Here is a 25,631-nt window from a genome sequence, read left to right on the forward strand (position 1 = left end):
CGGTGGGGAGAACTCTCCGGCGGCTACGCCGCCTCTGACTTCTCCCCACCGGCCAAAACCTTCGCCGCTACACCGGCCAAAATGATTGTCGCCCTCCACGTATCCGATGTAGCGACAACATGGCCTGCTGATCCTCGGTCTTGACTGCCACGAATCTCATACCAGGGCGCTGAGCGGCCTCCCAGATCGCTGCGGCGTCGGCCGCATCATTTTTGTTCGACTTCACAAACGGTCGCACGAACTGCGCCGCGATGAGCCGCACATCGTGACCGAGCCGCGCAAGTGCTCGGGCCCAGTAGTGAGCGCTGCCGCAAGCTTCGATGACGACACGGCTCGCAGGCCGGTTGGCGAAGAACGGCACGAGTTGCGCGCGTTTCAGCGCCTTGCTGTAGATCGCGCCGGTCACAGGATCGACGTAGTGAATCTGGAAAACGCGCTTGGCCAGATCGATGGCAATGGTCATGGGTTCCATCTGGATTCTCCTGGGCGGCTGTCGTGCCGCAATTAGCAATGTCACACGATCTGCGGACGAGCCTGCTGCGCCATACCGACCGCTAAGGCGGGAGGCGACCATTCCATCTAAAAAGCCGTAACAAATTTAAATGCGATAAGTTAGGTTATGTCAAATATTTGATTTCGGGGAGTCTCGTTGGAGAAGATGACGCTGCCCACCAATGGCACGCTAGCGACTACTGCAAGGTGGCGTTTTGGTCGGCCCATTGGCCGCTATCAGGCGGTACTGACCTGCGCGCATACGTGTGCGCCTGAACCGAAAGGCGGTAGGCAGTTCGCTGATATGGAAGTTCGATCAAGATGCGGTGCAGTGGAGCTTGACGGATGGCCCGACCACGACAGGAGACCGTCACTTCCTCCCCCAGCGATCACATGTGCCGTCGATCGAGTTAAAGAAAGGCTCTCCCGAATTCCGCCTGACAACATAGGTCACCCCTTCCGGAACCGCGCCGAGAGGCTGAACTGTATAGACGCCAAGTTGGTCACAAAGGACTGCGACTGCCACGGCGGCAACTAAGGCAGTCGCGAGCCCGCGTCGTGGCAGCCTGTACGACCGAAGCCGAATATAGAGAAAGTGGATGGACATGGGGTACCGTCTGCAACGCAGCAGCATAAACGCGCGTGCCATTCGGCTGGACGCGAGACCGGACTATATAGTTGACTTCAATTCGCGTGGATTCTTCAATGGATGCCGCAGTGATGGCAACGCCGCCTCAATCCGTCGCCCTGGTCGTTCTATCGGGCGAATGACAGTTCGAGAAGGGCACGACCCAGCCGCCCTGTCGCATCGTGCCTTCGACAAATGCGTCTTTCGAAAAGCGACCTTTGAAAATTGTCCCATCGGGCCTGGTTTCTGTTCCCTGCCCTTCAGCCTTGCCGTCGACGACCTGTCCGATGTAGCGCGTACCGTCCGTTCGCAGAATTTCCGCGGACAGGCAAGGCGTCGCCACGCAAGCGAAAGCGAAAAAGATCCTGTCGAATCGGAACCAGACGCGCATTGTCTGTCACCCCGGATATTCGCTCAACCAACACAACGCACTTGGTCCTGCAAGTGCGACTCATAGATCGGTCGAAAGGCCGTCCGATTGACGCGCGGCGTGCCCCGACGGCACGAGGCTCGCACCCGTCACAAAAAACGCATGGAGACTGTGGGCGAACCGATTGAGCTTGCGCACGGTCGACTTGTTTGCACTGTTCAACGCGTTATAACCAAGGACCGCGGGGATGGCCACGCACAGTCCGAATGCGGTCATGATCAACGCCTCACCCACCGGACCCGCTACTTGATCAATCGACGCCTGCCCGCTTGCGCCGATCGTCAGCATCGCATGGTATATCCCCCATACCGTCCCGAACAACCCTACGAAAGGAGAGGTGCTTCCGATCGACGCAAGCACGGCAAGCCCGCTTTGCAGGTGCGCGACGCAATCGTCCATGGTGGCGCGCAGATTTCGAGTGATCCAGTCGGATACATCAAGCCGGTCGTGAAGATGCGTTTGTGTAAGCTGGTGGTGATCGGCCGCATCCAGTCCTGACAGGGCCAGTGCCAGAAACGGATTGGCACCCACGGACGGAGTCGCCGTCGCAAGCCTCGCCACACCCTCACTGAAGTCGTTGGCGTCCCAGAATGTGCGCTCGGCGTGGCACATCAGGCGCTTCAACCGCAGCACATTCATGTACTTGACCGCGATCACCGTCCAGGAGGTGACGGACATTAGCAACAACACCACGAGAATTCCGCGTGTAATGAAGTCGCCCTGCGCCCATACATGGGCCATGCCGTAAGTTTGCATAGCGCGTCAGGATTGACGAAACGATGCCCTGCGCAGGTGTTACTCGGCCATGGCGCCAGGAGTCTTCACCGCACAGTTCGCTTTGACCTTTTCGCCGTCGCTGAACACGAAGGTGAATGGGAGGCTCGAACCCGGTTTGAGGGCGTGTTTGGGCTGCTCCAACATCAGGTGATAGCTTCCGGGCGTAAACGCCAGCGTGCCACCCGCCGGCACCGACACCTGATCGACCATCACCATTTTTGACGTATCGCCGCTTTTCTCCGTCCGATGCAGCATCGCCATGCCGAACGCGTCGGTTTCGACGCCAGTCAGGTCGATGGGCTTCGCGCTCATATTCATCGCCTTGAAGTAACCACCGGATGGAACGTTGCCCGGCAACGGCCGGATCCAGCAATCGGACACCATCATCGACGAAGATGCGGCCCCCGCATGCATTGCGCATGTACCGAGCAACGCGGCCAAGGACCATTTGATGGATGCTTTCATCGCGCCTCCTTTATTGATTGTTGGGCACCGAATCGAGAAGTTGGATCGGACAATTCGCGCAGTGTAGCACTCGACTTTTACGCCTCGCAGCGGCGCTGTCAGCGCTTTACCGTAGAATCTGGCCGGAGAGGGACGCCTCTTTCAATGTGCGGTTTTCATCGATTCACCCACTACGCTCGTTGTATGGAATTTCGAACCTGCGTTCTGTTCACCCTCTTGCTCGCCATTGCCGAGATTGGCTGGTGTCTGCTTGACGCGCCCGATCCGGTGGAAGCGGCACTGGCGAACGCGTATTGCTCGCCCGCACCATACGTCCATCATCACCACACCCACTGACGGCAATTGCACGCCGAATTGACCAAAACGCGCCGAAACTGGCCGCGTCGGTATGCACGCTCGCCCACGGCTTGCTGATCGCCGGTCGCGTCACGCTTTGCGATTGCTCATTGCGCTGTCAGACGCCAACTGCTCAGCCTTCTTCCTGAATCCTGAAAGCAACTGGATCATGTCGGCTTTGACTTTCGCGGGCGCCGTCTTCATCGAGCCTGCGTTAAACGGCGGATGAGGGTCGTATTCGCTCACGAGCTGGGTACATTCGGCGTAAAAACGACTGCGGAGCTCGGCCACCATCGTCAGACCAAAGTCGAGCCCGGCGGTTACACCCGCGCCTGTGATCCGGTTACGGTCGCGCACCACGCGCGCACTCGATGGGATCGCGCCGAATCCAGTGAGTGCATCCCGACATGACCAGTGCGAAGTCGCCTTGTAGCCCTTCAGCAATCCGGCAGCGCCCAGAATCAGCGATCCTGAGCAGACGCTGGTGACGTATTTCGCGCGGCTACCGCGGTCGGACATGAACGCGAGCGTGTCGTGGTCCTTGGCCGCAGCCAGCGTGCCATCGGTGCCGCCCGGCGTAAAGATCACGGTGAGGTCGCGAGGACATGTGTCGAACGTCGCCGTAGGCACGATAATGACGCCTGCATCGCTTGTGACTGGCTCCATGGTCTTCGCAACCAGATGAATCTTCGCGCCCATCAGCGAACCGAACATGGACTGCGGCCCGATCAGATCCATCACGGTCATGCCTGGGTACATCAGCATGGCAATCTCCTCGTCGCCTTCCCAATGCACCGTGCTATCGGGCATGTACATGTGAGCATCCGGGTGATCCGCGTGACCCGCATGACCCGCATGATCCATGTCATGCGCGCTCGCGTTGGCGGCACCGACGGTCAAAGGAGCAAGGAGCGCAGCGAGCAGGAGATTTCGGCGGTCGGTATCGATCATATTTGTGCTTTCAGTGTGAGATAGACGGAGCGCGGCTGGATCGGCATCACAACCGGAAAGGAAAGGTATTCATAGGGCGCGTAGGCTCGGCGATTGGTCAGGTTCACGCCGGACAGCCCGATCGTGTAACGGTCGAACATGTACGCGACCTGCGCATCGACGACCGCGTATCCCGGCACCGAAATGGTGTTGGGTAAGGTGACCTCGCGCGAGCCTAAGGCTGTGATGCCCGCGCCGAACGACAGCCCCGCGGCCGGCCCATTCAACAGTCGGTAGCGGAAGGCAAAGCGGCCGCTGTTTTTGGGTACGCGCGCCAGCGTGTCGCCGACCGAAATGGCGTTGTCTTCTGTGACCTTCGCGCGGGTGTACGCGTAGTTAGCCAGAAGCGATAAGGCCGGCGCAGGTTCCCAGACCAGATCCGTTTCGATACCACGCGCACGTTGCTGGCCGGCCTGAATCGAAAAGAGCGGATTATTGGGATCGGGCGTGGCGACGTTATTGCGCGTCTGCTCGAACAGCGCGATCGTGCCGGACAAGCCGATGTCCTTCAGCGCGAGCTTGATACCCGCCTCGATATTGCGCGACGTCTCGGGCTTTGGAGCCTGCGCACCGATGAACCCGAACGCCGCGCGAAACGCCGTGGCATACGCGGCATAAGCGGCAACACCGGGCGCAAGATCGAACGTGGCGCCGACTCTGGGCGACACGCGGTGGTAAGTGTCGTTGGTGCTTTGCTCGGTTTCTTTGAACACGAGCCGCGTGTAGCGCAGCGAACCGGTCAGATGGAAGCGGCCGTAGGTCGCCTGATCCTGCACGTAAGCCGCTATCGTCTGATACTGATCATTCTGAGTGAGGCTAAGCGGCGCTAGTGAACCATATCCGAGGTTGTAATTCGGCTGCGCCAGATCGAGCGAGCCGACAGGGACGCCCTCGAAGCCCATGTCGGAGGAAAAACTGGTGTGGTCGTAGTCGACGCCCGCCATCAGTTCATGGCGTCCACCCAACGCATTGACCTTTGCCGACACGTTCGCATCGAACGTTGCCTCCCTGGTGGTGGTCAGCATGTTGAGCGGCAGGATCGGATAGGTAGTGGGCGTCGCGGGATCGGGCGGATACATGCCCGGATACACGAAGCTGCCGTACTCGGGGATCCTGCTGTTGAAGTAGCGGCCACTGACGGTCAGCCGCATGCTTTCGTTGAAATCGTGCTGTAGCTGGACGGTTGCCAACTGATTGTCGATCGTGGTGCGAGGCTGCCCGATGGTCGTCCCCGGAAACGCGTGGCGGTCGAGATCGCCCGCCAGCGCCTGCGCAGCCGGCAATCCCGAATATTCAACTTGGCTGCTGTGATTGACTTCCGCCTGCAGCAGCAGAACGGTGTTCGGATCGAGCTTGAACGACACGCTGGGTTTCACCGACCACCGCTCGCCCTTCACCTGATCGATCCAGCTGCCGTTGCTCTGATACTCCGCCGCGATTCGACCGTTGATCGAGGACGTCAGCGGCCCGGTCAGGTCGAAGTACGGGTTGACCGTTCCATAGCTGCCGGTGCGCATCGCCACGTAGCCGCCCGCCTTGCTGTCCGGCAACTCGGACTGGAGGTTGATCAGACCGCCCAGCGGCGAACCCAGGCCGCCACCGTAGAGTGTCGAACTCGGTCCCTTGAGCACGTCGATCTGCTCGATGCCAACCAGACTCGTCGGGCTGTTGGCCGCATTCATGCCATACATCGGCAGACCATCCCGATAGATCTCCGCAGGAAAGCCTCGCACGATCGGCGCCACGAAGAGGTTTTCTTCCGGCTGGCTGGGTATAACGCCAGAGACATTCACCAGCGCATCGGCGAGCGTGTGGGCGTCCTGCTCTTCAAGCAGTGTGTGCGTGAGCACCTGGACCGATTGAGGCACTTCGATCAGAGGCGTAGCGGTGCGCGTTGCAGCCGTGGTGTCCGTCGCCGTGTAGGGCGTGGTGAATGGATATCGCTTCGCCTTGACGACCACAGAAGGCAAAGTCGATATGTCGGCAACGTCGCTTTCCTGCGCTTTGTTTGCGTTGGCATCTGCTTGCTGCGCATGCAGCGGCGCAGCGAACGCCGCGATCGATGCGGCAGCCACCAAGGTCAATCTGTTCATGATTGTGATATCGGTTGAACGTGCTTACTCGAGTGACGAAATGGCCTGCGTCGCCCTTTCTTTCTGGTCAAAGAAAATCGCGTGTCGATGGAAACTCGGTCATTCTTATCTATCGTTTGAATGGCCTCCCCCCGCGATCAGGCATGGCGGTTCGTCTACATTCGGCCGCTCCGCGCACCGAACAGATCAAATTTCCGAACGCGTTTGGGATCGAGCGCGCGCTCCGACTGCTCCAGTTTTTCGATCAGCGCACGCGCCGTCAAAGCCGGAATGCCGGCGTCACGCAGTTGCCGCATGTCCTTCATGGAGTCTCCGCCGCAAGCGGCGATCGTCCACGCGCCATCTTTCTTCCTGAGCAAGGCACGTCCGCCCATCTCGCCCTGAATCCAGTCGGCGATTGCTACGTGCTGCTCGACTGCGACGGGCGCAACCTCGAGCTTTTGCTGTGGTCGATCGTAGTTGCGGGAAAGCAAAGCGCGAATCTGTTGCACGTCATCCTCCGACGCCTGCGCGATATGCGTGCAAAACATTGCTTGCACCAACACTGCGGCGAGCATCGTTTGACGGGCCGAGTTCCGGCGCGGAACAGGGTTGATCGTGTGGCGCATCATGTGCGTTTCGCAACGAATGCCGTGTTTCCGTGATGCGAACACGCGCATGGCTTGAGAATCGTGACGGACGGTGCAGGATCGGCCCAACCCGGAGACGCGGTGATCGCGGCTATCCAGATGACCCACAACACGACTGCAATCAAGGCACCGATATTCAGATGCGTCGTTAAACGCATCATTTGCTCCATGACCCGCATGGATATCTCCCGGAGACGAACGAGCAAACGCCTGCCCGGTCGGGCAAACGCAGAACGTTCGAATGTTTTTCACTGCTTCGCGTTCGCAAGTCGAGAAACCATGCGCGGGCACTACGCGCAGGACTTATCCAGCGATGCGACGCTCGGAATGTCTCTCGACTATGGTGAACGGTGGCACGAAAGCGTGCGCCGGACAAAACGGGCGCCGAAATCGGTCAGGAAAAAACGGGAGGACCGCGAGGGCGTCCCGAAGGGAACGCGCCGGAGGGAATGAAGCGTACTGACAGGATTAGGACCGCACTGGCAATCGCGAGGATGACCGGCATATCCACGCGCGGCGGAGCTGAGGGCATGGCCGCATGCGTAGTCAGCAAGTCACAGTAGGCACATGCGCTTAACATGTTTTCCGACTGGCGCGCCTGATGTGATTGATGATCCGACGAACACAGCACAGCGGCAGGTTGTTGCGCCTGATGTGCTTGAACCATTTGACTGACGAGCGGCACGAGCGTGATCAGGCACATCGCAATGATGCCAAGCCAAGCGCTTAGTCTTCGATGTGCATGAATAGTCATGTGGATGCCCGTTTAGCGCGTGCAGTGTAACATTCGTTCGCCTTTTCAGACGACTCAAATACCGAGTTTTCGCGCCCTCTCTGCCACGTTCCGAACGCTTGAGTCACGTCGTTTCAAAATGAACCAGACAGTACGCCATCGCTCGAATGCAATGGTTGGACTGGACGCACACCGCCCTATTTCTTTTTGTAAAGGAAAGTAAAGAAAGGCATAATTCGGGCATCTTATCTTCTTGGAATGTGAACGTGTTGCGTCGCCGCCTCTATCAGCGAACGGGATGGTTGTTGGCATGGTTCGCCATGCTGCTGATCACGTTCGCCCCGGCAGTCTCGCAACTCATCGCAGCACGCGCGCATCCGGTCGAGCTCACCGCCGAGTTGTGCTCGGTGCATGTATCTCAAGCCTCGACCCATCAGCACTCGACTTCCTCGGCCGACAGTCATTTCGATGGCCAGGCTTGCGGCTATTGCCAATTCTTCACTCACGCACCCGGCATAGCGAATGCACTGTCCGCTGCGTCGCCGCAGCGCACGTCTTATGGCACGTACGTCGTTGTCACCGTGCGTGCAGACACGAGCGTTGCGCGGTTCAGTCAGGCCCAGCCACGCGCGCCACCCGCTTCAATCTGATTTCCTTTCCTGAGTCGCTGCCCGCTCATGAAGCGTGGCACCGCTTTGTCTGCGCGAACACCATGCGTTGAATTGAACGATGGTGAGCTTCGCCCTGCGCTCTCGCATCCAAGACCGCCCTTGCCGTTCCTTGACAGGACCGGTGGGCGTCGTGCTGCCAATCACTTATGATCCGAACCATCACTTTTGTTTCGACGGTATCCGTCGCGGTAGGTCCTTCTCTCGTTCACGCCCAGACAAACGACGATCCATCCAGCACGAGCCTGCCCGCGATATCCGTCAGCGCACCCAGACAGAACGAGCTCGAACGGCCTCTGAACACCGGCACGCGCCTCGGTCTCACTTCGATGGAAACACCGGCCAGCGTCGAGCAGATCGATCGCCGGCAGCTCGACGAACGCGGCGATGAAACCATTCTCGATGCCGTGAGCCGCGCAACCGGCATCAGCGAATCGCCGCATCCGGGCAACGGTGGCGCGGAGTTGTCGGCGCGAGGATTTGTCGGCACGTCCTCGGTGACGCAGCTCTACGATGGGGTGCGACCTTACGGCGCAATCGGCGTGACCTATCCGTTCGATACCTGGGCCATCGATCACATCGACGTGCTGCGCGGTCCTGCTTCAGTGATCTATGGCGAAGGCGCGATCGGAGGTATCGTCAACGTGGTGCCGAAGAAACCGACCCGCACGCCGATCGAGAGCGAAATCCGGCTCGGCATTGGCACCGAACGCACGGCGCGGCTCGCCTTCGGCAGCGGCGGCGCCATCAATGACAAACTGTCGTATCGATTCGATGTCAGTGGCAACCGCTCCGCGAACTGGGTCGATTCCGGCAACTCGCGCGATCTATCCGTGTCCGGCGCGCTGCGTTACGACATCACGCCCGAGCTGAACGTCACGGCCTCGTATGCGCAGGGTTATCAGCATCCGATGGAATATTTCGGCATTCCGCTGGTCAATGGCGCCTTCGAGCGCTCGCTGGTGAAGAAGAACTACAACGTGAGCGACAGCCTGATTTCCTATCGCGATAGCTGGGCCACGTTCGCCGCGACATGGCAGCCAAGCGACAACCTGAGCGTGACGAGCACGCTGTATCGCATGAAAAGCAATCGGCACTGGAAGGATGCCGAGTATTACAGCTATATTCCGTCGTCGGGTTTGATCGAGCGCAGCAGTTACACGGAGATCTTTCATGATCAGGAGCAGATCGGCAATGTCACCTATGCCACGCTCGAAAGCGGTTTGTTCGGCATGCGCAATACCGCATCTGCGGGCGTCGAATTCAACCACACGACGTTCCAGCACGACAACAACTCGCCCTATGGTGGCGAGTCTTTCGTCGATCCGTACAACTTCGATCCGGGCCTGTTCATCAACCAGGCCGGTACGCTGCCGAAATACCGCACGCAGGCGAATCAGTACGCGTTCTTTGCCGAGGACCGACTGGCCATCACCCCGCGCTGGTCGATCGTCGGCGGTCTGCGCTACGACCATGCGAGTGTGAATCGCGACGATCTGATCAACGGCGGCGCTTTCACCAAGGTATTTCCGAACACCAGCTGGCGCATCGGCAGCGTGTATGACATCACACCGACGCTTGCGGTGTACGGCCAATATTCAGTCGCCGCCGACCCGCTCAGTTCGTTGCTGATGCTCAACGCGTCCAAAGCGAATTTCACTCTGGCGACGGGCAGGCAGATCGAAGTTGGCATCAAGCAGTCGTTCCTGAATGGCAAGGCCGACTGGACGCTGGCGGCGTACCGCATCGTCAAAAACAATCTGGTGACGGCAGATCCTTTGAATCCGAACAATTCGATCCAGGTCGGCCAGCAGTCTTCGCGCGGCATCGAGGCCACGCTCGGTGCCGAGGTCGCGCGCGACTGGCGCATCGACGCGAATGTGTCGATCCTGCGAGCCAAGTACGACGATTTCGATGAAAGCACCGGCAGCGGTGTCGTCTCGCGTGCGGGCAATGTGCCGGTGTCCGCGCCGCAGCGACTCGCCAATCTCTGGGTAAGCTGGCGCTTTCTTCAGGAGTGGACCGGCATTGCCGGATTGAAGTACGTCGGCAAGCGTTATGCGGATACGGCCAACCAGATCGAGATGCCGTCGTACACGACCGTCGATCTGGCGCTCGCATGGACGCCACGCAAAAACACGACGGTCACGGCGCGCGCCTATAACGTGTTCAATCGCCATTACGTGCAGAGCGCTTATTACGATGAAACGCAGTTCTTGCTCGGCAACGATCGGCGGCTGGAGTTGCTGGTGAATTACCGCTTCTAGTGCTTTTTTCAGGGGCTTCGAGGGCGCGTCACCGGACGCCACCCGTTTCACCGGTAAAAAATTGCGTCTCGCCTGAGTTCAGCGCACGATATTCTCGCGCGGGCCCCTTCCTTCAATTTTGGCGCTCGCGCCCGCTCTCTACGATTGAGTCTTGTCACTTATCACACGAGACTCGCCATGCGCCATCGACTGCCCGTATCCGCGCTTCTGAGCGCCGCACTTCTCACTGCCACCGCGTCCGCGCATGCCGATGTCGCCGTCAAAATTGGTCAGGTCTCGCCGCTCACAGGCGAACTGGCGCACATCGGCAAGGACGACGAAAACGGCGTGCGCCTCGCTATCGAAGATCTGAACGCGAAGAAGATTCAGATCGGCGGTCAGCCCGTCACCTTCGTGCTCGACTCACAAGACGACGCCGCCGATCCGAAAACCGCTGTGACCGTCGCGCAGAAGCTCGTCGACGATCGCGTGTCCGGCGTGGTCGGTCACGCCAACTCCGGCACGTCAATTCCGGCCTCGCGCATCTACGCCGACGCCGGCATTCCGATGATCACCGAATCCGCCACCAATCCCAAACTGACGGCGCAAGGCTTCCAGTCGGTATTTCGCATGGTCGCGAACGACGTGCGGCAAGGCACGGTGATCGGCACGTATCTGGTCCGCGATCTGCACGTAAGCAAGGTCGCGATCGTCGATGATCGCACCGCCTACGGACAAGGTCTCGCGGATGAGGTCGAGAAGGCAGTCAAGGCCGCGGGCGGCACGGTGGTGGCGCGCGAATACGGCACCGATAAGACCACCAACTGGATGAGCGTGCTGACCACCATCAAGAGCGCGGTGCCGGGCGGTATCGTGTTCACGGGTGGCGATACGCAGGCGGCGGCGTTCGCGCAACAGGCGCAGAAGCTCGGCATCAAAGCCAGGCTGATCGCGGGCGACGAAGCCTGCACGCCACAGTTCATCACGCTTGCGGGCGCGGCGATGAACACTGAAAAATACTGCACGCTCGCCGGCGTGCCGCGCTCGCAGATGCCCGGCGGCGAGACTTTTTTCAAGCGTTATCAAGAGCGATTCGGCGCGCCCGTGCAACTCTATGCGCCCTACGCGTACGATGCCGTGATGGCCATGGCCACCGCGATGCAGGCCGCCGGATCGACCGATCCGCACGTCTATCTGCCGAAGCTGCGCGAACTCTCGATGAACGGCGTCACCGGCGTAATCCGCTTCGACGACAAAGGCGATATGCGCAACGGCGCCATCACCGTGCGCCAATACGGCAACGGCGCGTGGAACGATCTGACCGTGGTGCGTTGAGCTTTTATTCGTCGATCAGCACCGGCACGCCCAGTCCGACCTTCACGCGGCTCATGCTCACCAGCGTCTTGAAGCGCTTGACGTTGTTGTTGGAAAAGAAGAGCTGCCGCGTGAGTTCCGTGTATTGATCCATATTCTGCATGGTCAGCACCAGCACGAAGTCCCACTCGCCCGCCACGTAATAACACTGCTGGATATGCGGACATTGCGCGAAGGTGCGCTTCATTGCATCGAGCAGATCAATCTGTTCGCTTTCGACTTCGACCATGGTCACGATGGTCAGCGCACAGCCCACTTTCTCCGGTGCGACGATGGCCGCGTAATGTTCGATCACGCCTTCGTCGGACAAGCGCCGCAGACGGCGGTTGACGGCGGCGGTGGAGAGATTGACGCGCGCGCCCAGTTCGTTTTGCGGAGTGTGCGCGTCCTGCTGGACCTCCATGAGCAGCTTGCGATCGAAAATGTCGAGCGACACGGACATGACAGCACTCCCCTTGCGAACGAAATTTTTTTGCGCGGATAGCAGTAATTTTCGAACCGGCTTGATGGTCCGCATGAATATTATTTGGCAATGCCGCTTCGAGCGTCAACTCGTCAATTTCCCGGAGCACCCCGCAGATGTTGATTAACAACCCTCGCGCCCAACGAAGCGAATACGCATTGCGCGACATTCTGAGCATCGCGCAGGCCGATGAAAGCCGCGCATGGCTTTCGACATGGCCGCGTCTCAATCCCGCGCCGACGCCGCTTTACAGCCTTGCGCATGCAGCGGCGCATTTCGGTATCGCTTCGCTGCATGTGAAGGACGAATCGCAGCGCTCCGCGCTTGGCAGCTTCAAGGCGCTCGGTGCGCCGGTCGCGCTGCTGCGGCTTGTCACGCGTCTGTGGCACACGCACCGTCTCGACCCGCGCGCGTTGTTCGAAGGACAACATGCGTCGCTGCTCGCGCATCTCACCGTCATCAGCGCGACCGATGGCAATCACGGCAAGGCGCTCGCTGCGGCCGCGCGTTCGCTAGGCTGCCAATGCGTGATCGTGCTGCATGCCCAGGTGAGCGCCGAGCGCGAACGGGCTATCGCCAGTGAAGGCGCGCGCATCATGCGTATCGACGGGAATTACGATGCCTCGGTCGCCGAGGCCGCGCGTCTCGCGCATGTCAACGGCTGGCATGTGGTGTCGGATACGTCATACGATGGCTATACCGAGATTCCGCGCGATGTGATGCAGGGCTACGGCACCATTCCCGCCGAGATCATCGAACAGACCACCAGTGCGCGCGATACACCCGCATTCACGCATGTGCTGCTGCAAGGCGGCGTCGGCGGGCTCGCTGCCGGTGTGGCGAGTTACTTCTGCGAATGGCACGGCGCGCGGCGGCCGCATTTCATCGTGGTCGAGCCGCATCAGGCGGACTGTCTCTATCAAAGCGCGCTGGCAGGGCACGCCGCACACGCAACCGGTTCGGTCGATTCGATCATGGCCGGTCTCGCATGCGGCGCAGCATCGCCGCTGGCGTGGCGCGTGCTGGAGCCGTGCATCGATACCTTCATGACCATCAGCGACGACGAAGCCATCGCTGCCATGCGCGTGCTCTCCGATCCCAGCACGAACGATGTCCCGATCGTCGCGGGCGAATCGGGCGCGGCGGGTTTCGCGGGACTGGCGGCACTGATGCGCGAGCGCTCGCTGGCCGCACTCGCCGGACTCAATTCGCAATCGCGCGTGCTGGTCATCAACACCGAAGGCGCGACCGCACCCGCGTTGTACGAAGAGCTCACCGGCCAGCACCCCGAAGACGTGCTCGCGCGTCAGCGCACGATCAGCCATCTTGCCTGAGGAGAATCACATGGAAACCACACTTCAGGCGCGCTTGCAGGACTGGCGCAGACAGTTGCACCGCTATCCGGAGACGGGATTCGAGGAGCACCGCACGTCGGACTTCGCTGCGTCCATTCTCGGCGCGCTTGGTTACGAAGTGGCGCGCGGTATCGGCGGAACGGGGCTGGTGGCCAGTCTTCGCGCGGGTAACGGCATGCGTGCCGTGGGCCTGCGCGCCGATATGGATGCGCTTGCCATCAGCGAGCACGCGCCCGCCCGCGCGCATATCTCGCTCACGCCGGGCAAGATGCACGCCTGCGGCCACGACGGTCACATGGCGATGCTGCTCGGCGCGGCGCGTCAACTGGCCGAACAACGCGATTTCGACGGCACCGTGCGCTTCATCTTCCAGCCTGCCGAAGAACACGGCCGCGGCGCAAAAGCGATGATGGCCGACGGCCTGTTCGAGCGCTTTCCCGTCGATGCCATTTTTGGCGCGCACAACATGCCCGGCATGAAGGCCGGCACGTTCGCGACGCGCGGCGGTGGCATCATGGCGAGCGAGGATAATTTCGTCATCGGAATCGAGGCGCGCGGGACGCATGCGGCGCGGCCGCATATGGGTATCGATCCGATCGTGATTGGCGCGCAGATCGTGCTGGGATTGCAGACCATCGTGTCGCGTAATCTCGATCCGTCGCAATCGGCGGTGATTTCCTGCACCGAGTTTCTCACCGACGGCCTGCGCAACGTGATCCCGTCGACGGTGACCATCAAGGGCGACACGCGCAGCTACTCGCGCGACGTGCAGGCAATGCTCGAAACGCGCATGCGCGAAGTAAGCGAAGGCATCTGCCGCACGCACGGCGCGCAATGCAACTTCGAGTACACGCACGAGTTCGCGCCGACGGTCAATTCAATCGAGTGGGTCGAGACGGCGGCACGCGCGGCGGCCAACGTGGCGGGCATCGATTCCGTCGACACCAACGTCACGCCGATGATGATCTCCGAAGACTTCGGCGCGTTTCTGCAAGTGGTGCCGGGCAACTTCATCTTTATCGGCAATGGCGAAACGGGCGAGCCGCTGCACAACCCAAGCTACGACTTCAACGACGAGATACTCGAAACCGGCGCGCGCTATTTCGCGGCCGTCGCACGCCTGGCTCTGGCGCGCGACCCGAACGCTCAGGCATATTGACGATCGTCGTCGGCGAGTTGAAACAGGCAGTCACCGCGACGCACCTGCGCCTGCACCCGCCTGCATGCAATCTCTCCCTGACCGCCGAAATACACCGTCACCGGCTCACGAAGCGGCGTGTCGGGGAAATGAATGCGTGCAGCCGCCTGCCCCTTCGTCACCCGCTCGCCGAATTCCGCAAGCGGCTCATAAAGACCATCGTCGTGCGCGTAGACATAGTGATGTGATCCCTCGACGCGGAGAAAGCGCGTCTCGGCGGGCGGTCCTTCCGGCACCAGTTCACCGCGCAATGCACCGACATGCGCCAGAAAGTTGAGCAAGCCCTGCCGCCCCTGATCGATGAGCCTCTTGCTTGACATCCCCGCTCCGCCCGCGTGCATGTCGGATATCGCTTTGCGGTGGAGGCGTGGGGCCAGGGCTATGCAACCGAACTCGCCAGGTATGCGATCGAGTTCGGTCTCCGCGATTTGTCGCTGGATGAAGTGCTGGCCTTCGTCCGGCCAGCACACACCGCGTCACGCAAGGTACTGGAGAAGGCGGGCATGAAGGTATGCGGCACACTCGACGACGTCCCTGACGCAGCGCCGAGCGTGCTCTACACCATCTCGGCAATCAGCTTGCCTGCCGCGCATAAGGTCTGAACACGGCACGATCTGCCAGCCACACCGCGATCATCGTCGCTCCCATCAACGGGAAGATCACGGCGAGTAGCACCATGCCGACCTTCCAGCCACGCATCGGCGGCGCCACACGTTCTCGCGACGGTGCGCCGACCGATTTCGCGGGTCGACGTTTCCACCACATCACGAAACCGGTCACGGCAAGCGTTGCGAGCCCGAGCGAGATCGCCGCGCAGATGATCTGATTGGCGAGCCCGAAATAGCGGCCCATGTGCAGCGCCGTGCCGTAGGACACGGCTTTCGACACAGCGCCATAGTCTGTATAGCGGATGTCCTTCATCACCGCACCGCTGTACTGGTCGATGTAGATGGTTCGCTCCGCTTCAGGGTCCGCCGGAAAATACGACACCGTATAGACGCCGTCAGTCGATGCAGGCAACGCGATCTCGTAACCCCCGTCGATTCCTTCGTGACGCATCATGTCGACGACCCGGTCGACGGTGATGCGCGCCCCGCTCTCGCCCGCCGGCGCGCTCGGCACTTTTACGGCACCCACCGCCCAGGGAACGTTGGCAAGCGGCATTTCGTCCATCGTCATGCCGGGCATCGACTCCATGTCGCTCATGTGATGATGGCCCGCCGTCTGAGTCGGCTCCTGTGCGGCCGGTGCTTGCTGCCCCGGCACGTTCGAACGCAACGGCAGCCCACCCCACGATCCCTCAGGCGCGCCCATATTCGCGCTGGTCGCAAGCGACTTGAAGCCCTGTCCCCACGATCCGGTCCACGGCAGCCCCGTGAGCACAAACGCCACTGCGCCAATGGCCAGCCATATGCCGATCGACGCATGCAGGCTCTTCCAGAACGGCCGCCCCTTCAGCGCGAAATCCGGCACGAACGCGCGGCTCATGCGCGCCGCACCTTGTGGCCACCACAGCGCGATACCCGTGCCGATCATCACCAGCGTCCAACATGCGACCAGCTCCATCAGCAATTCGCCGAACTTGCCGAGCAGGAGCTTGCGATGCAGCATGCGCGTGACCTGCATGAAGCGATCGTCGACGCTTAGCGTGCCGAGCACTACGCCGCTGTACGGATTGACGAACACGCTCTGGCTGCCTTCTTTGGGCACTCGGAATACGAACTCCGCACTGCGATTCGGCTCGTCGGGCAGGCGCACGCCAGACGGTTTCGATCCGGCCGGCAACGCGGCTTGCGCGCGTGCAAGGAGCGCCTCCTGACTCAACTTCGACGTCGCCTCCGGTTGCACGACCATGCGATGCGGATACAGCAGCGGCTCGATCTGCGGCTGAAAGCAATACAAGGTGCCCGTGATCGCGAGCACGACAAGGAACGGCATCACGAAAAGACCCGCGTAGAAGTGCCACCGCCAAAGCGTGCGGTAGCCATTGCCGGTTTGCGGTGCGGCCGCGGTGGTGTCCTTGAAGGTAGTGGACATGCATCCTCCGATTACGTGTTGCTACTGCATGCCGGCCCGCCGTATAGGACAGGCCGGTGCGTCATTTGAAAATGCGTTCGGTCAGAGCGTGATCCTCAGGCCGCCATAGACGCTGAATGGCTGGCCGTACTGCGGAGGCGTGGTCGTGCCTTGCGCGCCGGTGTCGTAGTACAAATGACCGCCCAGGTTCTGAATCAGCCCATAGACTTGAACCGTCTTGTTGATCTGGTACGACGCGCCCAGATCGATGATGGCCGCTCCGCCGTTTCTGACCGTATGCGCCGTGTTGTACCAATAGCCCGTCCACGCCTTGACTTGCGCGGTCAGCGTGAGCGCGGGGATCGCTTCCCAGCTCGCTCCGCCCGTCCATACCCAGTGCGGCACCTGCCCGAGCTGGTTATGTGTGGGCGACGTCGACGGCGTATTGGATTCGGTCAAATACGCCTCGGTGTAGGTCAGCCCGCTGTTGAGCGTGAGCGTCGGCGTGACCTTCACATCGCCGAACAACTCCGCCCCCATGATGGTCGCCTTGCCGACGTTCTGATACTGCCGCACCGACGTGATGCTGGAGAGTCCTGTCCCCGCGAGAATGCCCGCGCAACTCGCCGCTGTCGAACACAGCGTCGGGTAGTCGATGTAGTTGCTCACGCGGTTGTGGAATGCGGTGAACGATACGTTGTAGAGGCTCTTCTTCAGATCGAAACCGATCTCCTCGCCCACATTCGTCTCCGGCACCAGATTCGGATTGGTCGAGTTATACGTCCCTCCCGATACATACGCGCGGTACATCTGATTCATTCCCGGCGCGGAGAAATCGCGATAGACCGCCGCGTGCACGTCCAGCCCGTTGTCGAAGTAATACTTCGCGCCCAGCCGCGGATTGAAGGTGAATTTGCTTGCATCGTTGAGCTGCTGATTCAGACTGCCGGCCAGCGACTGCCCGGCGATCGACGCGTTGTTCGCCCGCCAGTAATCGCCCCGCAGCCCGAGCGTGATGTCCAGCGGAATCGACTGCGGCCGGTACGTGCCCTGAGAGAACACACCGAAGAACTGATGCTGCCCGTGCACCGTGAAGGTGGACGTGTTGGTGCCGGCCACGTTGTACAGATTGTTCTGGTCGTCGACACCGAGATAGCGATAGTCCACACCGACCTTCAGATCGTGGATCGGGCCAATGTCCTTCTGCCAGTACACGGAGCCGCCCGCGGTCTTGTACGGCGCGCTTTCGATCTGCGACACGTACGAGTAACCGAGCGTCGGCGTCGAAAGCGAGTAGCCGCCAGTCTGGCTGGCGTTCTGGGTGAAATAATTCGTGCGATCCACCCACGCGTAGGCGTTCAGGCTGCTGCCGTCGTCGAGCTTGCGGGTGGCGCCTGCGCGCAGTCCGTAGCGCTCCCACGTGTTCTGTGCGTTGGCGTAGACCAGGCCGTCTTCGTGCTTGTCGTGCTCGTAGACCTGCAGGTAGTACTTCGATGCCGCATCCGGCGTCAGGTAGAACGACAGCGCGACATTGTTCGCAAAGCCCGACGTCGCGACGTTCGACGCATTGCGATATTGCTCCGGCGTGAGGTTATAGCCGTCCGTGTGATACGTGTTCGCGGTCAACCCGACGGTCAGCACCGGCGTGGACAGCAGCGTAATGGCGGCATCCGCCGTGCGCGTGTTGTAGCTGCCGTAGGACACGTCGAGCGTTTTCTCGCCCGGTTGCGGCTCCTTGGTGATGATGTCGATGACCCCGCCCATCGCCAGGTTGCCCCACAGGCTCGTCGCGCCACCGCCGCGAATCACCTCGATCTGGTCGACACGGCCCTTTGGCACGATCGACCAATCCACTGTGCGGAAATAGCCGTCGTTGATCGGCACGCCGTCGACAAGCACGAGCGTTTTGGTGCCGAACGCATTGCCGAAACCGCGAATGCCGACGATCGACGAAGTCGGATGCAACGCGAAGGTCGACACCTGTGGCGTGTAGACGCCCGGAATCTTGTTGACGATCTGATCGACCGTGGTCTGCGGCGCCTGCTGAACCTGCTTGCGCGACAACGCGGTCGTGCTGAGATCCATGTCGTCAAGGCTCGTGCCCTTGCTGGCTGAGACGGTCACACTCGGCAATGTGGACGTAGCATTCGTTCTGCTGCCAGACGCGGGTTCATCTGCGGCATAGGCTGTATGCATGGCGGCAATCGATGTGGACATCGCGATCAATGCGGCGCGCGCGTTCGAATACGGCACGCGGCGTCGTAACTCGCGTGCGCGCATGCCGACGCCACCCGCACCATGCGGGCGTGGTCTGAGTTTCATGACTGTTTCGTTCGTAGATGGATAAGCGCGTCCGGACTCGCGTGCGGACGCCGATCAGTGCTTATCAGGCGAACACAGGAGGCGCGCGCGTGGGCGGCCTGATATGAAGAAGGAGCGCACGCACCGCGGTGGCACGCGGCCGACGCCACGATTCACGCAGCTGTAGTGGCGCGAACAGGAAGAAAAAGACGACGATGCTGGCGAGCGCGGTGGCAAGTGCCGCGCTAAAGGCGCACAGATCGCTGGAATGACTCATGGCGCCCGCTTGGTCATGCTCGGCGTGATGCACCGTCACGTCTACGTGATCCACTGGCATCGCCATATTTGACATGCCTGACATATCCATGCCGGGCATCGCCTGCATGGACCCATCCATTGAATCTGAGGCGGACATCTGCATCGTGTCGTCGTGAGTCATCTCCTTGACGACCATCACGCCATGACCCGAGCACAGCATCAAGAAACCACCCATCGCGTCATGATCCGGATCGATCATGACGGCGCTGGAAAGCAAGGCCCGCGCGAGAAGCACGCCAAATACCATTGCCAGCAAAGCGTGCCGCATTGCGCCGCCTCGCCGGATGAGGTGGCGAAGGGCAGTCATAGCGCGGCATTCTACAGCGATTGCGTCATCAAATCAGCGAGAAGGCGCGCCAAGGCATTCCTTACGAACAGCCTGCAAACGGTCAAACATGCAGATGGTCGTGATGACCTGTTGACGCGCCATGACTGTGCTCGGTCCGTTCGACAATCACAGGAATGGTGTGCAAGTTGGCGTACCGCACGCCACGCTGGCTGGACAAGCTATCGGCAAACGCCCGCAGGTCGGTTGCCCGCCCGCGCAGCACCGAGGATTCCAGCACGCTCTCGTGGTCAAGATGAACGCGCAGGCTCGCCACCGCAAGGTCGTGACGATCGTGGTGAGCCTGGGTCACGCGCCGGGCGAGATCCCGGGTCGCGTGATCGTAGACATAGGTGAGCGTCGCAACGCACGGTTGCTCCGGCGCTTGCTCCCTCTCACGTGAAGCACTTTCACGGACGATATCGCGGAAAGCCTCCGAGCGACTGTTATAGCCGCGTGCCTCCATCAGGGCGTCGACAACGTCGAGCAGGTCGTCGTCAATGGTGATCGAAATGCGTTGCATGCTTGCCTCACGACAATGGGTATGGACCGACTACGAACGGAGCATAGTCCGGCCGTCACGCTACCCATCGTAACTTGACAAAACACGTATGATCTTTTTTGATAAAGGTAATATTCGCTCTGATCGCGCGCACGACACTGCGTGGATAGCAACCATCATCGGGGTAGCGGATATGCATGTGGACCAAACACTCGTCAGTCAGGATAACTCGAACGTTCGGGGCAGAGTGATCGGGCTATATGCGCTTCTCGCGGTCTTCAACATCGGCGCGTGGATCTGGGCGTACGTCGCTTTCCGCGGTTATCCGCTTCTCATGGGCACCAGTCTGCTCGCCTATACGCTGGGCCTTCGCCACGCGGTTGACGCCGACCACATCGCTGCAATCGACAACGTCACACGCAAGTTGATGCAGGCGGGCAGGCGTCCCGTCACCGTCGGCCTGTTCTTCTCGCTTGGACATTCGACCATCGTCGTACTCGCCTCAGTCGGTATTGCGGCGACCGCACTTGCGCTGCAAAGTCGGATGGATGGATTCAAGGAGATTGGCGGACTGATCGGCACGCTGGTATCGACGTTTTTCCTGTTTGCCATCGCGCTGATGAACCTCATCATTCTGCGTTCCGTGATCGACGCCTTTCGACGTGTGCGCCGTGGCGAACCGTATTCGGACGAGAACCTGGATTTGCTCCTTGCTAACCGCGGATTGCTCGCGCGAATTTTTCGTCCCGTGTTTCGGCTCGTCACGAAGAGTTGGCACATGTATCCGCTCGGATTTCTGTTCGGCTTGGGATTCGATACTGCAACTGAGATCGGCTTGCTTGGCATCTCAGCGGCTGGCGCATCACAAGGTTTGCCGATTTGGTCGATTCTGGTCTTCCCTGCCCTGTTCACTGCAGGCATGACGCTGATCGATACGACCGACAGCATTCTCATGCTTGGCGCTTACGGTTGGGCGTTTGTCAGACCGGTGCGCAAGCTCTACTACAACATCACGATCACGCTCATTTCCGTCGTCGTAGCGCTTGCCGTCGGGAGTATCGAGGGCCTCGGCCTAATCGCAGACAAGCTGCATCTGAGTGGTGCCTTCTGGAATTGGGTCGGCGAACTCAATGAGAATTTCGGCTTGCTCGGTTATGCGGTCATTGGCATATTCGTGGTGAGCTGGATCGTGTCCGCGGTCATTTACCATATCAAGGATTACGACGAACTCGATGTTCGATCCGATCCTGCTTAAGCCCAGCCGGCGGTCTAGCCGGCGTGTATCCCTCGCCGTCCGCTTTAAACCGTCTTACTCTTTCAGGCCCGCGAGGACCTCATGGTGCCTGCCTTGACCGTAGATCGACGTCTAGCCGTGTTCAACCTCGCCGGGAAGACAGCAATCTTTTGATTTGCAACCCTATCAACATAGGGGCGGAAGACGCAGCACTATCAGGGTTAGAGCGTCCCGACCTGGAAATTGCACCGAAATCAAGAACACCCTTAGCTCCCGCTGGACGACCCCGCCGCCAGCTTGCCACTTGTTTGAACCCGACATCTGTAAATAGCCAGAACAGGACATTAGGATATAGCCGCTACAACAAGAAAAGTTGATCGTGAGCGCCGTTGCCGTGCTCGGTCTGCTCGTGGCGACCGGCATGCGGCTCGAATCGAGCGGACAGTTCGAGGCGCCGAAGTGGGCGATTTTCTGGCATTGGGGCACCGCGAAATTCCTCTTCGACCGACTCGTCTCGACCCTCGAGGCGGCGCCGTGCTCGGCGCTCGCTGAATTCGTACTGGTCATACCGCTCGCGCCCGGCAGGTTGTCCTCGCGCGGATGGGTGTGCGCGCTGTCGGGCACGTATGTCGAATTGTTCCGCGCGGTGCCGTTGTTGTTGCTGATCCTGTTCATGGTGATCGAACTGCCCGCGCCGGGTTTCGACTGGCCTGCCCTCGGCTTTTTCGTCGTGGCCATGGCGCTGCATCACGCGGCGCTCACCGCGGAAGTGGTGCGCGCAGGCATCCTCTCGCTGCCGCGCGGACAACGCGAAGCGGCGCTGGCGCTGGGCATGCGTCCGTGGCAGGCGATGCTGCACGTCGTGCTGCCGCAGGCGCTGCGCAACATGCTGCCGGCGCTGATCAGCTCGTTGCTTGCCGTCGTGCAGGACACGTCGCTCGGTTATGTGATCCCTTACGACGAACTGCTGCACCGGTCACAGGACATATCGAGCTATGCGCCCGAGTCGCTGCTGCAGGCGGCGTTCATCGTGACCGTGATGTATGGATGCGTCAGCGCCGCGCTCCTGTTCCTGAAACGATGGGTCGTGCGCCGCCAGATCCACGGAGCCGTACGCAAGGGGACCTCCACCGCCTTGCGGGAACCGGTTCTCGAAGGCGGCGATGTGGTCACCGCTGCGGACTCCAGCAAGGCGTGAGGAGATGCGCCCCAGCGCCCCGTGGTATGTTTGGTTCCTGGCGAACAAGCTGGCTGGACATCGCCGATGTCTGTTATTCCAGGGGCTCAACATGGCAGCAGGTAACGAGACGACCGATATTGGCGACAGCCAGAGTATTCAGGCCCTTCAAGCACTTGCTGGGGTATTGGAACGTGCGCTCGACGAGGCGACGAGCGTGGTACTGATTCGGCATGTGCCGGAGGTGTGCACTGTCTATCTCGGTGACCCGTCCGGGCCGCGAGAACAGCTTCGCCGAGTGGGGAAAGTGTCCCGCGAGATCGCGGATGAAATGTTGAAGCTGACATCATCCGGACCAAATCGCGTTCAGATCGGCGATCAGCTTTATCGCTTTGTTCGGACCTTTACGCAAGTCGAAGGGACCGCTGCCGTGGTTCTTTCGATTTGAGCGTGTCACACTTTTAACGGATCGAACTTGCCCTGAAAGCGAAGCACGCTTTCAAAACAGGGCCTTCTGAGGAAAGCGCCGTTACCTCACCTGTTCGAGACATTGCGTCTCGTCCGGGCTATCGGTTGCGGTTCTGAAGAAGTCGATGCAACAGTCGACAAAGTTTCTCAGCCGTGCAGGCAACAGTTCGCGATGCGGATAGAACAGACATACTTCGACGCTGCCGCTCGAACCCGTGCTTCCCGGCAGCAGCTGCACGAGATGCCTCGCAAGGATGTCTTCACGGACCATCGTATCGGGAAGAATGGCAATGCCGATTCCGGACATTGCTGCCGCGCGTAGCAGCACCTCGTCGCCTTCCATCGAGGATATCGGGGCTATCGCCACCTTGCTTCCCTCCTCGTCCAGTTCAACCACACCGGGCCGTTTTCCTCTTGCGCCGTGTTGAACCAGCAGGAAATGTCCGGCGAGATCCGCCGCACATTGGGGCAAGCCATATTCGGCAACATAGGCCGGTGAAGCGACCAGGATCGACATCGACCTCAATAACGTGCGTCGGATCACCGTCGATTGCTCGACCAGATGCGACGGCAGCATCGCGAGATCGAAGCGGCCGCCGTAGAGATTGACCGGCCCCTCCTCCACGGCAATCGCGAGCCTGATGTGCGGTGCGATGCGCCGATAATGACGCAACAGCCGCGCGAATTCGCCGCTCATCAGCGTCGGATGAATCACCAGTCGAAGGCTGCCGCCATCGAACTCCCGCTCTTGCGAGATGCGCCGGTTGGCCTCATCGAGCTCTTCGAGCAGACGGCTGCACGTGACGAAGTACGGCCGTGCGGCGTCGGTCAGGAAGACGGAGCGCGTCGTTCTCAGCAAGACCCTCGTCTGCATGCACGTTTCGAGCTTCGCAATCGCCTTCGATATCGAGCCCGTGCTGACATTCAACGATTCGGCGGCCTTGCTGAAACTCTGGAACCGCGCGGCCGCCACGAATGCCCTCAACATGTAAAGCTGATCCATCTCGCACCTCACGATTCACTCTGAAAGAAGACTAGGTGCAAAGCGCCGGCGGCTCCAGCGTCCGTTGAGGTGCCGGGCACATGCTTGCGTATATCCACGCCATACCAGCGGATAGTTCTGCTTGCGCATTCCGGATGACACGCATATTCGCCACGGCGGGAAAGCTGTTTTTACCGCCGCGCGTTTGAACAGCAGCGCATCGGCCGATACTCTTTAGACACCCACTTGTCCTGTCCGCTCCGGGGTGTGACATGAAGAGACTCGCTCTAGTCGTGATATCCGGCATCGTAGCGGCGTCGGCCCAGGCGCAGTCTTCTGTCGTGTTGTATGGATTGATCGATGCAGGGCTTTCCCATGCGAACAACGTCGCCAAGGGCGGCTCGCAAGGCGGGCTGTTTCAGACGACCAGCGGCCAGATCAACGGCAGCCGTTTCGGCGTGCGCGGCACGGAAGATCTGGGTGGAGGACTGCACGTCATCTTCGTCCTGGAGAACGGCTTCAATCTTCAGAATGGCAAGCTCGGACAAGACAACCGTTTCTTCGGCCGGCAAGCCTTCGTGGGCCTCGATGCGAAGCGCCTCGGCACCGTGACCGTGGGCCGGCAATATGACTTTCTGACTGACTTCGTCGAGCCGTTGACAGGTGTTGCTACGACGTTCGGTGACGCAAGCTTCGCTCACCCGTTCGACAACGACAATCTCGACCACTCGATCCGCATGAACAATGCCATCAAGTACACGAGCGACGATTACTTCGGCTTGAAACTCGGCGGACTCTATGCGTTCTCGAACAGTCCGTCCTTCGCGAACAATCGTGCCTACAGCGTCGGCGGGACTTATACGCACGGCTCGTTCAATGCCGCCGCCGCGTATCTGCAGGAAAACGGCTCGAACTCGACGACGAACGCCTCGGGTGCAATCGATTCAATTGAGACCCAGTCCAATGGCACCGCCGGATTCCAGCTTGGAGCCGATGTTCAGCGCACCGTCGCGGCCGCACTCAATTACGCCTTCGGCAGCGCGACAGTGGGATTTGCTTACTCGCACAGTCAATTTCAGGGTACGCGGTCATTCGGCTCGAACAACGGCACGCTCAGATTCGACAACTACGAACTCAACGCGAAGTATGCGTTCACGCATGTGCTGGTCTTCGGCCTGTCCTACACCTACACGGACGGACATGTGACGCAGAGCACCAGCTATGGCGCGGATCCGAAATGGAATCAGGTCAACCTGCAGGCAGTGTATTCCTTGTCGAAGCGTACCGATGTCTACATGGAAAGCATGTTCCAGCACGCAATCGGACACGGCTATGTCGCGTTCGTCAATAACTCCGGCGGCGCGTCCTCGACATCGAATCAGGTGGTCGTGGCCATCGGCATGCGCGCGCGGTTCTAGGCGCACGCAGGAC

At 60.3% G+C, this 25,631-nt stretch carries 23 protein-coding genes and 2 pseudogenes; 10 read left to right on the forward strand and 15 right to left on the reverse strand.

What is annotated here, in order from left to right; all coding sequences use genetic code 11:
• Nucleotides 1-97: 97 nt before the first annotated feature.
• The 8 genes and pseudogenes from QCE69_RS38240 to QCE69_RS38270 all read right to left on the reverse strand — a co-directional run.
• Nucleotides 98-472, reverse strand: a pseudogene (locus QCE69_RS38240) (IS110 family transposase); the annotation flags it as partial.
• A gap of 754 nt (nt 473-1,226) precedes the next feature.
• A complete protein-coding gene (locus tag QCE69_RS39685; RefSeq protein ID WP_409021281.1) occupies nt 1,227-1,511 on the reverse strand; it encodes a hypothetical protein in 285 nt (94 codons plus the stop codon).
• Nucleotides 1,512-1,571: 60 nt separating this feature from the next.
• The gene (locus tag QCE69_RS38245) at nt 1,572-2,306 is read right to left on the reverse strand and encodes a MotA/TolQ/ExbB proton channel family protein (protein ID WP_309936008.1); all 735 of its coding nucleotides are present in this window, start codon (nt 2,304-2,306) and stop codon (nt 1,572-1,574) included.
• A gap of 39 nt (nt 2,307-2,345) precedes the next feature.
• Nucleotides 2,346-2,792, reverse strand: a complete 447-nt coding sequence (locus QCE69_RS38250) for a copper chaperone PCu(A)C (protein WP_309936010.1) — start codon at nt 2,790-2,792, stop codon at nt 2,346-2,348.
• Nucleotides 2,793-3,218: 426 nt separating this feature from the next.
• Complete coding sequence (locus QCE69_RS38255; protein ID WP_309927896.1) at nt 3,219-4,079, reverse strand: DJ-1/PfpI family protein; 861 nt, start codon at nt 4,077-4,079, stop codon at nt 3,219-3,221.
• Nucleotides 4,076-6,211 carry a TonB-dependent siderophore receptor gene (locus tag QCE69_RS38260; RefSeq protein ID WP_309936011.1) on the reverse strand — a complete coding sequence of 712 codons (2,136 nt, stop codon included), beginning with the start codon at nt 6,209-6,211 and terminating at the stop codon, nt 4,076-4,078. Before QCE69_RS38260 ends, QCE69_RS38255 begins: the two co-directional genes overlap by 4 nt.
• A 155-nt stretch (nt 6,212-6,366) precedes the next feature.
• On the reverse strand, nt 6,367-6,870 hold the full coding sequence (locus tag QCE69_RS38265; protein WP_309936012.1) for a copper uptake system-associated protein: 504 nt from the start codon (nt 6,868-6,870) through the stop codon (nt 6,367-6,369).
• Nucleotides 6,871-7,234: 364 nt separating this feature from the next.
• Nucleotides 7,235-7,594, reverse strand: a complete 360-nt coding sequence (locus QCE69_RS38270; RefSeq protein ID WP_309936013.1) for a DUF2946 domain-containing protein — start codon at nt 7,592-7,594, stop codon at nt 7,235-7,237.
• A gap of 155 nt (nt 7,595-7,749) precedes the next feature.
• Here QCE69_RS38270 and QCE69_RS38275 point away from each other — a divergent pair, with 155 nt between their 5' ends.
• The 3 genes from QCE69_RS38275 (at nt 7,750) to QCE69_RS38285 (ending at nt 11,822) form a co-directional block, all read left to right on the forward strand.
• Nucleotides 7,750-8,223 (forward strand): DUF2946 domain-containing protein, encoded by a 474-nt coding sequence (locus tag QCE69_RS38275; protein WP_309936014.1) that lies wholly within the window; start codon nt 7,750-7,752, stop codon nt 8,221-8,223.
• A 347-nt stretch (nt 8,224-8,570) separates the two neighbouring features.
• The gene (locus QCE69_RS38280) at nt 8,571-10,508 is read left to right on the forward strand and encodes a TonB-dependent receptor (protein WP_309936015.1); all 1,938 of its coding nucleotides are present in this window, start codon (nt 8,571-8,573) and stop codon (nt 10,506-10,508) included.
• A 177-nt stretch (nt 10,509-10,685) separates the two neighbouring features.
• Entirely contained in the window at nt 10,686-11,822 is a 1,137-nt protein-coding gene (locus QCE69_RS38285; RefSeq protein WP_309927887.1) for a branched-chain amino acid ABC transporter substrate-binding protein, read from the forward strand.
• Between the two features lie 4 nt (nt 11,823-11,826).
• Here QCE69_RS38285 and QCE69_RS38290 read toward each other — a convergent pair whose 3' ends face one another.
• Nucleotides 11,827-12,303, reverse strand: a complete 477-nt coding sequence (locus QCE69_RS38290; protein WP_309927884.1) for an Lrp/AsnC family transcriptional regulator — start codon at nt 12,301-12,303, stop codon at nt 11,827-11,829.
• A 137-nt stretch (nt 12,304-12,440) separates the two neighbouring features.
• On the opposite strand from QCE69_RS38290, the gene QCE69_RS38295 reads away from it, so the two are divergent.
• Together QCE69_RS38295 and QCE69_RS38300 are read left to right on the forward strand one after the other, a co-directional pair.
• Nucleotides 12,441-13,658 (forward strand): diaminopropionate ammonia-lyase, encoded by a 1,218-nt coding sequence (locus tag QCE69_RS38295; RefSeq protein WP_309936017.1) that lies wholly within the window; start codon nt 12,441-12,443, stop codon nt 13,656-13,658.
• A gap of 10 nt (nt 13,659-13,668) precedes the next feature.
• Nucleotides 13,669-14,838 carry a M20 aminoacylase family protein gene (locus QCE69_RS38300; RefSeq protein ID WP_309936018.1) on the forward strand — a complete coding sequence of 390 codons (1,170 nt, stop codon included), beginning with the start codon at nt 13,669-13,671 and terminating at the stop codon, nt 14,836-14,838.
• Here QCE69_RS38300 and QCE69_RS38305 read toward each other — a convergent pair.
• Nucleotides 14,826-15,209: pseudogene (locus QCE69_RS38305) on the reverse strand (succinylglutamate desuccinylase/aspartoacylase family protein); the annotation flags it as partial. The gene QCE69_RS38300 and the pseudogene QCE69_RS38305 overlap by 13 nt on opposite strands.
• A 3-nt stretch (nt 15,210-15,212) precedes the next feature.
• Here QCE69_RS38305 and QCE69_RS38310 point away from each other — a divergent pair.
• On the forward strand, nt 15,213-15,479 hold the full coding sequence (locus QCE69_RS38310) for a GNAT family N-acetyltransferase (protein WP_309927876.1): 267 nt from the start codon (nt 15,213-15,215) through the stop codon (nt 15,477-15,479).
• Here the strand turns inward: QCE69_RS38310 and QCE69_RS38315 are convergent.
• The 4 genes from QCE69_RS38315 to nikR form a co-directional block, all read right to left on the reverse strand.
• Nucleotides 15,451-16,914 carry a PepSY domain-containing protein gene (locus QCE69_RS38315; RefSeq protein WP_309936019.1) on the reverse strand — a complete coding sequence of 488 codons (1,464 nt, stop codon included), beginning with the start codon at nt 16,912-16,914 and terminating at the stop codon, nt 15,451-15,453. The two genes, QCE69_RS38310 and QCE69_RS38315, sit on opposite strands and share 29 nt — an antisense overlap.
• A gap of 81 nt (nt 16,915-16,995) precedes the next feature.
• Nucleotides 16,996-19,215 (reverse strand): TonB-dependent receptor, encoded by a 2,220-nt coding sequence (locus QCE69_RS38320; RefSeq protein WP_309936020.1) that lies wholly within the window; start codon nt 19,213-19,215, stop codon nt 16,996-16,998.
• Between the two features lie 64 nt (nt 19,216-19,279).
• Nucleotides 19,280-19,780 carry a hypothetical protein gene (locus tag QCE69_RS38325; protein ID WP_309927871.1) on the reverse strand — a complete coding sequence of 167 codons (501 nt, stop codon included), beginning with the start codon at nt 19,778-19,780 and terminating at the stop codon, nt 19,280-19,282.
• A 121-nt stretch (nt 19,781-19,901) separates the two neighbouring features.
• Nucleotides 19,902-20,360: a nickel-responsive transcriptional regulator NikR gene (gene nikR, locus QCE69_RS38330; RefSeq protein ID WP_309936021.1), complete on the reverse strand. Its 459-nt coding sequence runs from the start codon at nt 20,358-20,360 to the stop codon at nt 19,902-19,904.
• Nucleotides 20,361-20,532: 172 nt separating this feature from the next.
• Between nikR and QCE69_RS38335 the strand changes: the two genes are divergently transcribed.
• The 3 genes from QCE69_RS38335 to QCE69_RS38345 all read left to right on the forward strand — a co-directional run bounded on the left by QCE69_RS38335 (nt 20,533) and on the right by QCE69_RS38345 (nt 23,198).
• Nucleotides 20,533-21,594: a HoxN/HupN/NixA family nickel/cobalt transporter gene (locus tag QCE69_RS38335; RefSeq protein WP_309936039.1), complete on the forward strand. Its 1,062-nt coding sequence runs from the start codon at nt 20,533-20,535 to the stop codon at nt 21,592-21,594.
• A gap of 358 nt (nt 21,595-21,952) precedes the next feature.
• On the forward strand, nt 21,953-22,771 hold the full coding sequence (locus QCE69_RS38340) for an amino acid ABC transporter permease (RefSeq protein WP_309936022.1): 819 nt from the start codon (nt 21,953-21,955) through the stop codon (nt 22,769-22,771).
• A gap of 91 nt (nt 22,772-22,862) precedes the next feature.
• Nucleotides 22,863-23,198, forward strand: coding sequence for a hypothetical protein (locus QCE69_RS38345; RefSeq protein WP_309927866.1), 336 nt, complete (start codon nt 22,863-22,865; stop codon nt 23,196-23,198).
• Nucleotides 23,199-23,279: 81 nt separating this feature from the next.
• Here the strand turns inward: QCE69_RS38345 and QCE69_RS38350 are convergent, their stop codons facing one another.
• Nucleotides 23,280-24,206 (reverse strand): LysR family transcriptional regulator, encoded by a 927-nt coding sequence (locus tag QCE69_RS38350; RefSeq protein WP_309936023.1) that lies wholly within the window; start codon nt 24,204-24,206, stop codon nt 23,280-23,282.
• Between the two features lie 266 nt (nt 24,207-24,472).
• Between QCE69_RS38350 and QCE69_RS38355 the strand changes: the two genes are divergently transcribed.
• Nucleotides 24,473-25,618 (forward strand): porin, encoded by a 1,146-nt coding sequence (locus QCE69_RS38355; protein WP_309936024.1) that lies wholly within the window; start codon nt 24,473-24,475, stop codon nt 25,616-25,618.
• The last annotated feature ends 13 nt before the right edge of the window (nt 25,619-25,631 follow it).

Source organism: Caballeronia sp. LZ032, assembly GCF_031451315.1.
Lineage (GTDB): Bacteria > Pseudomonadota > Gammaproteobacteria > Burkholderiales > Burkholderiaceae > Caballeronia.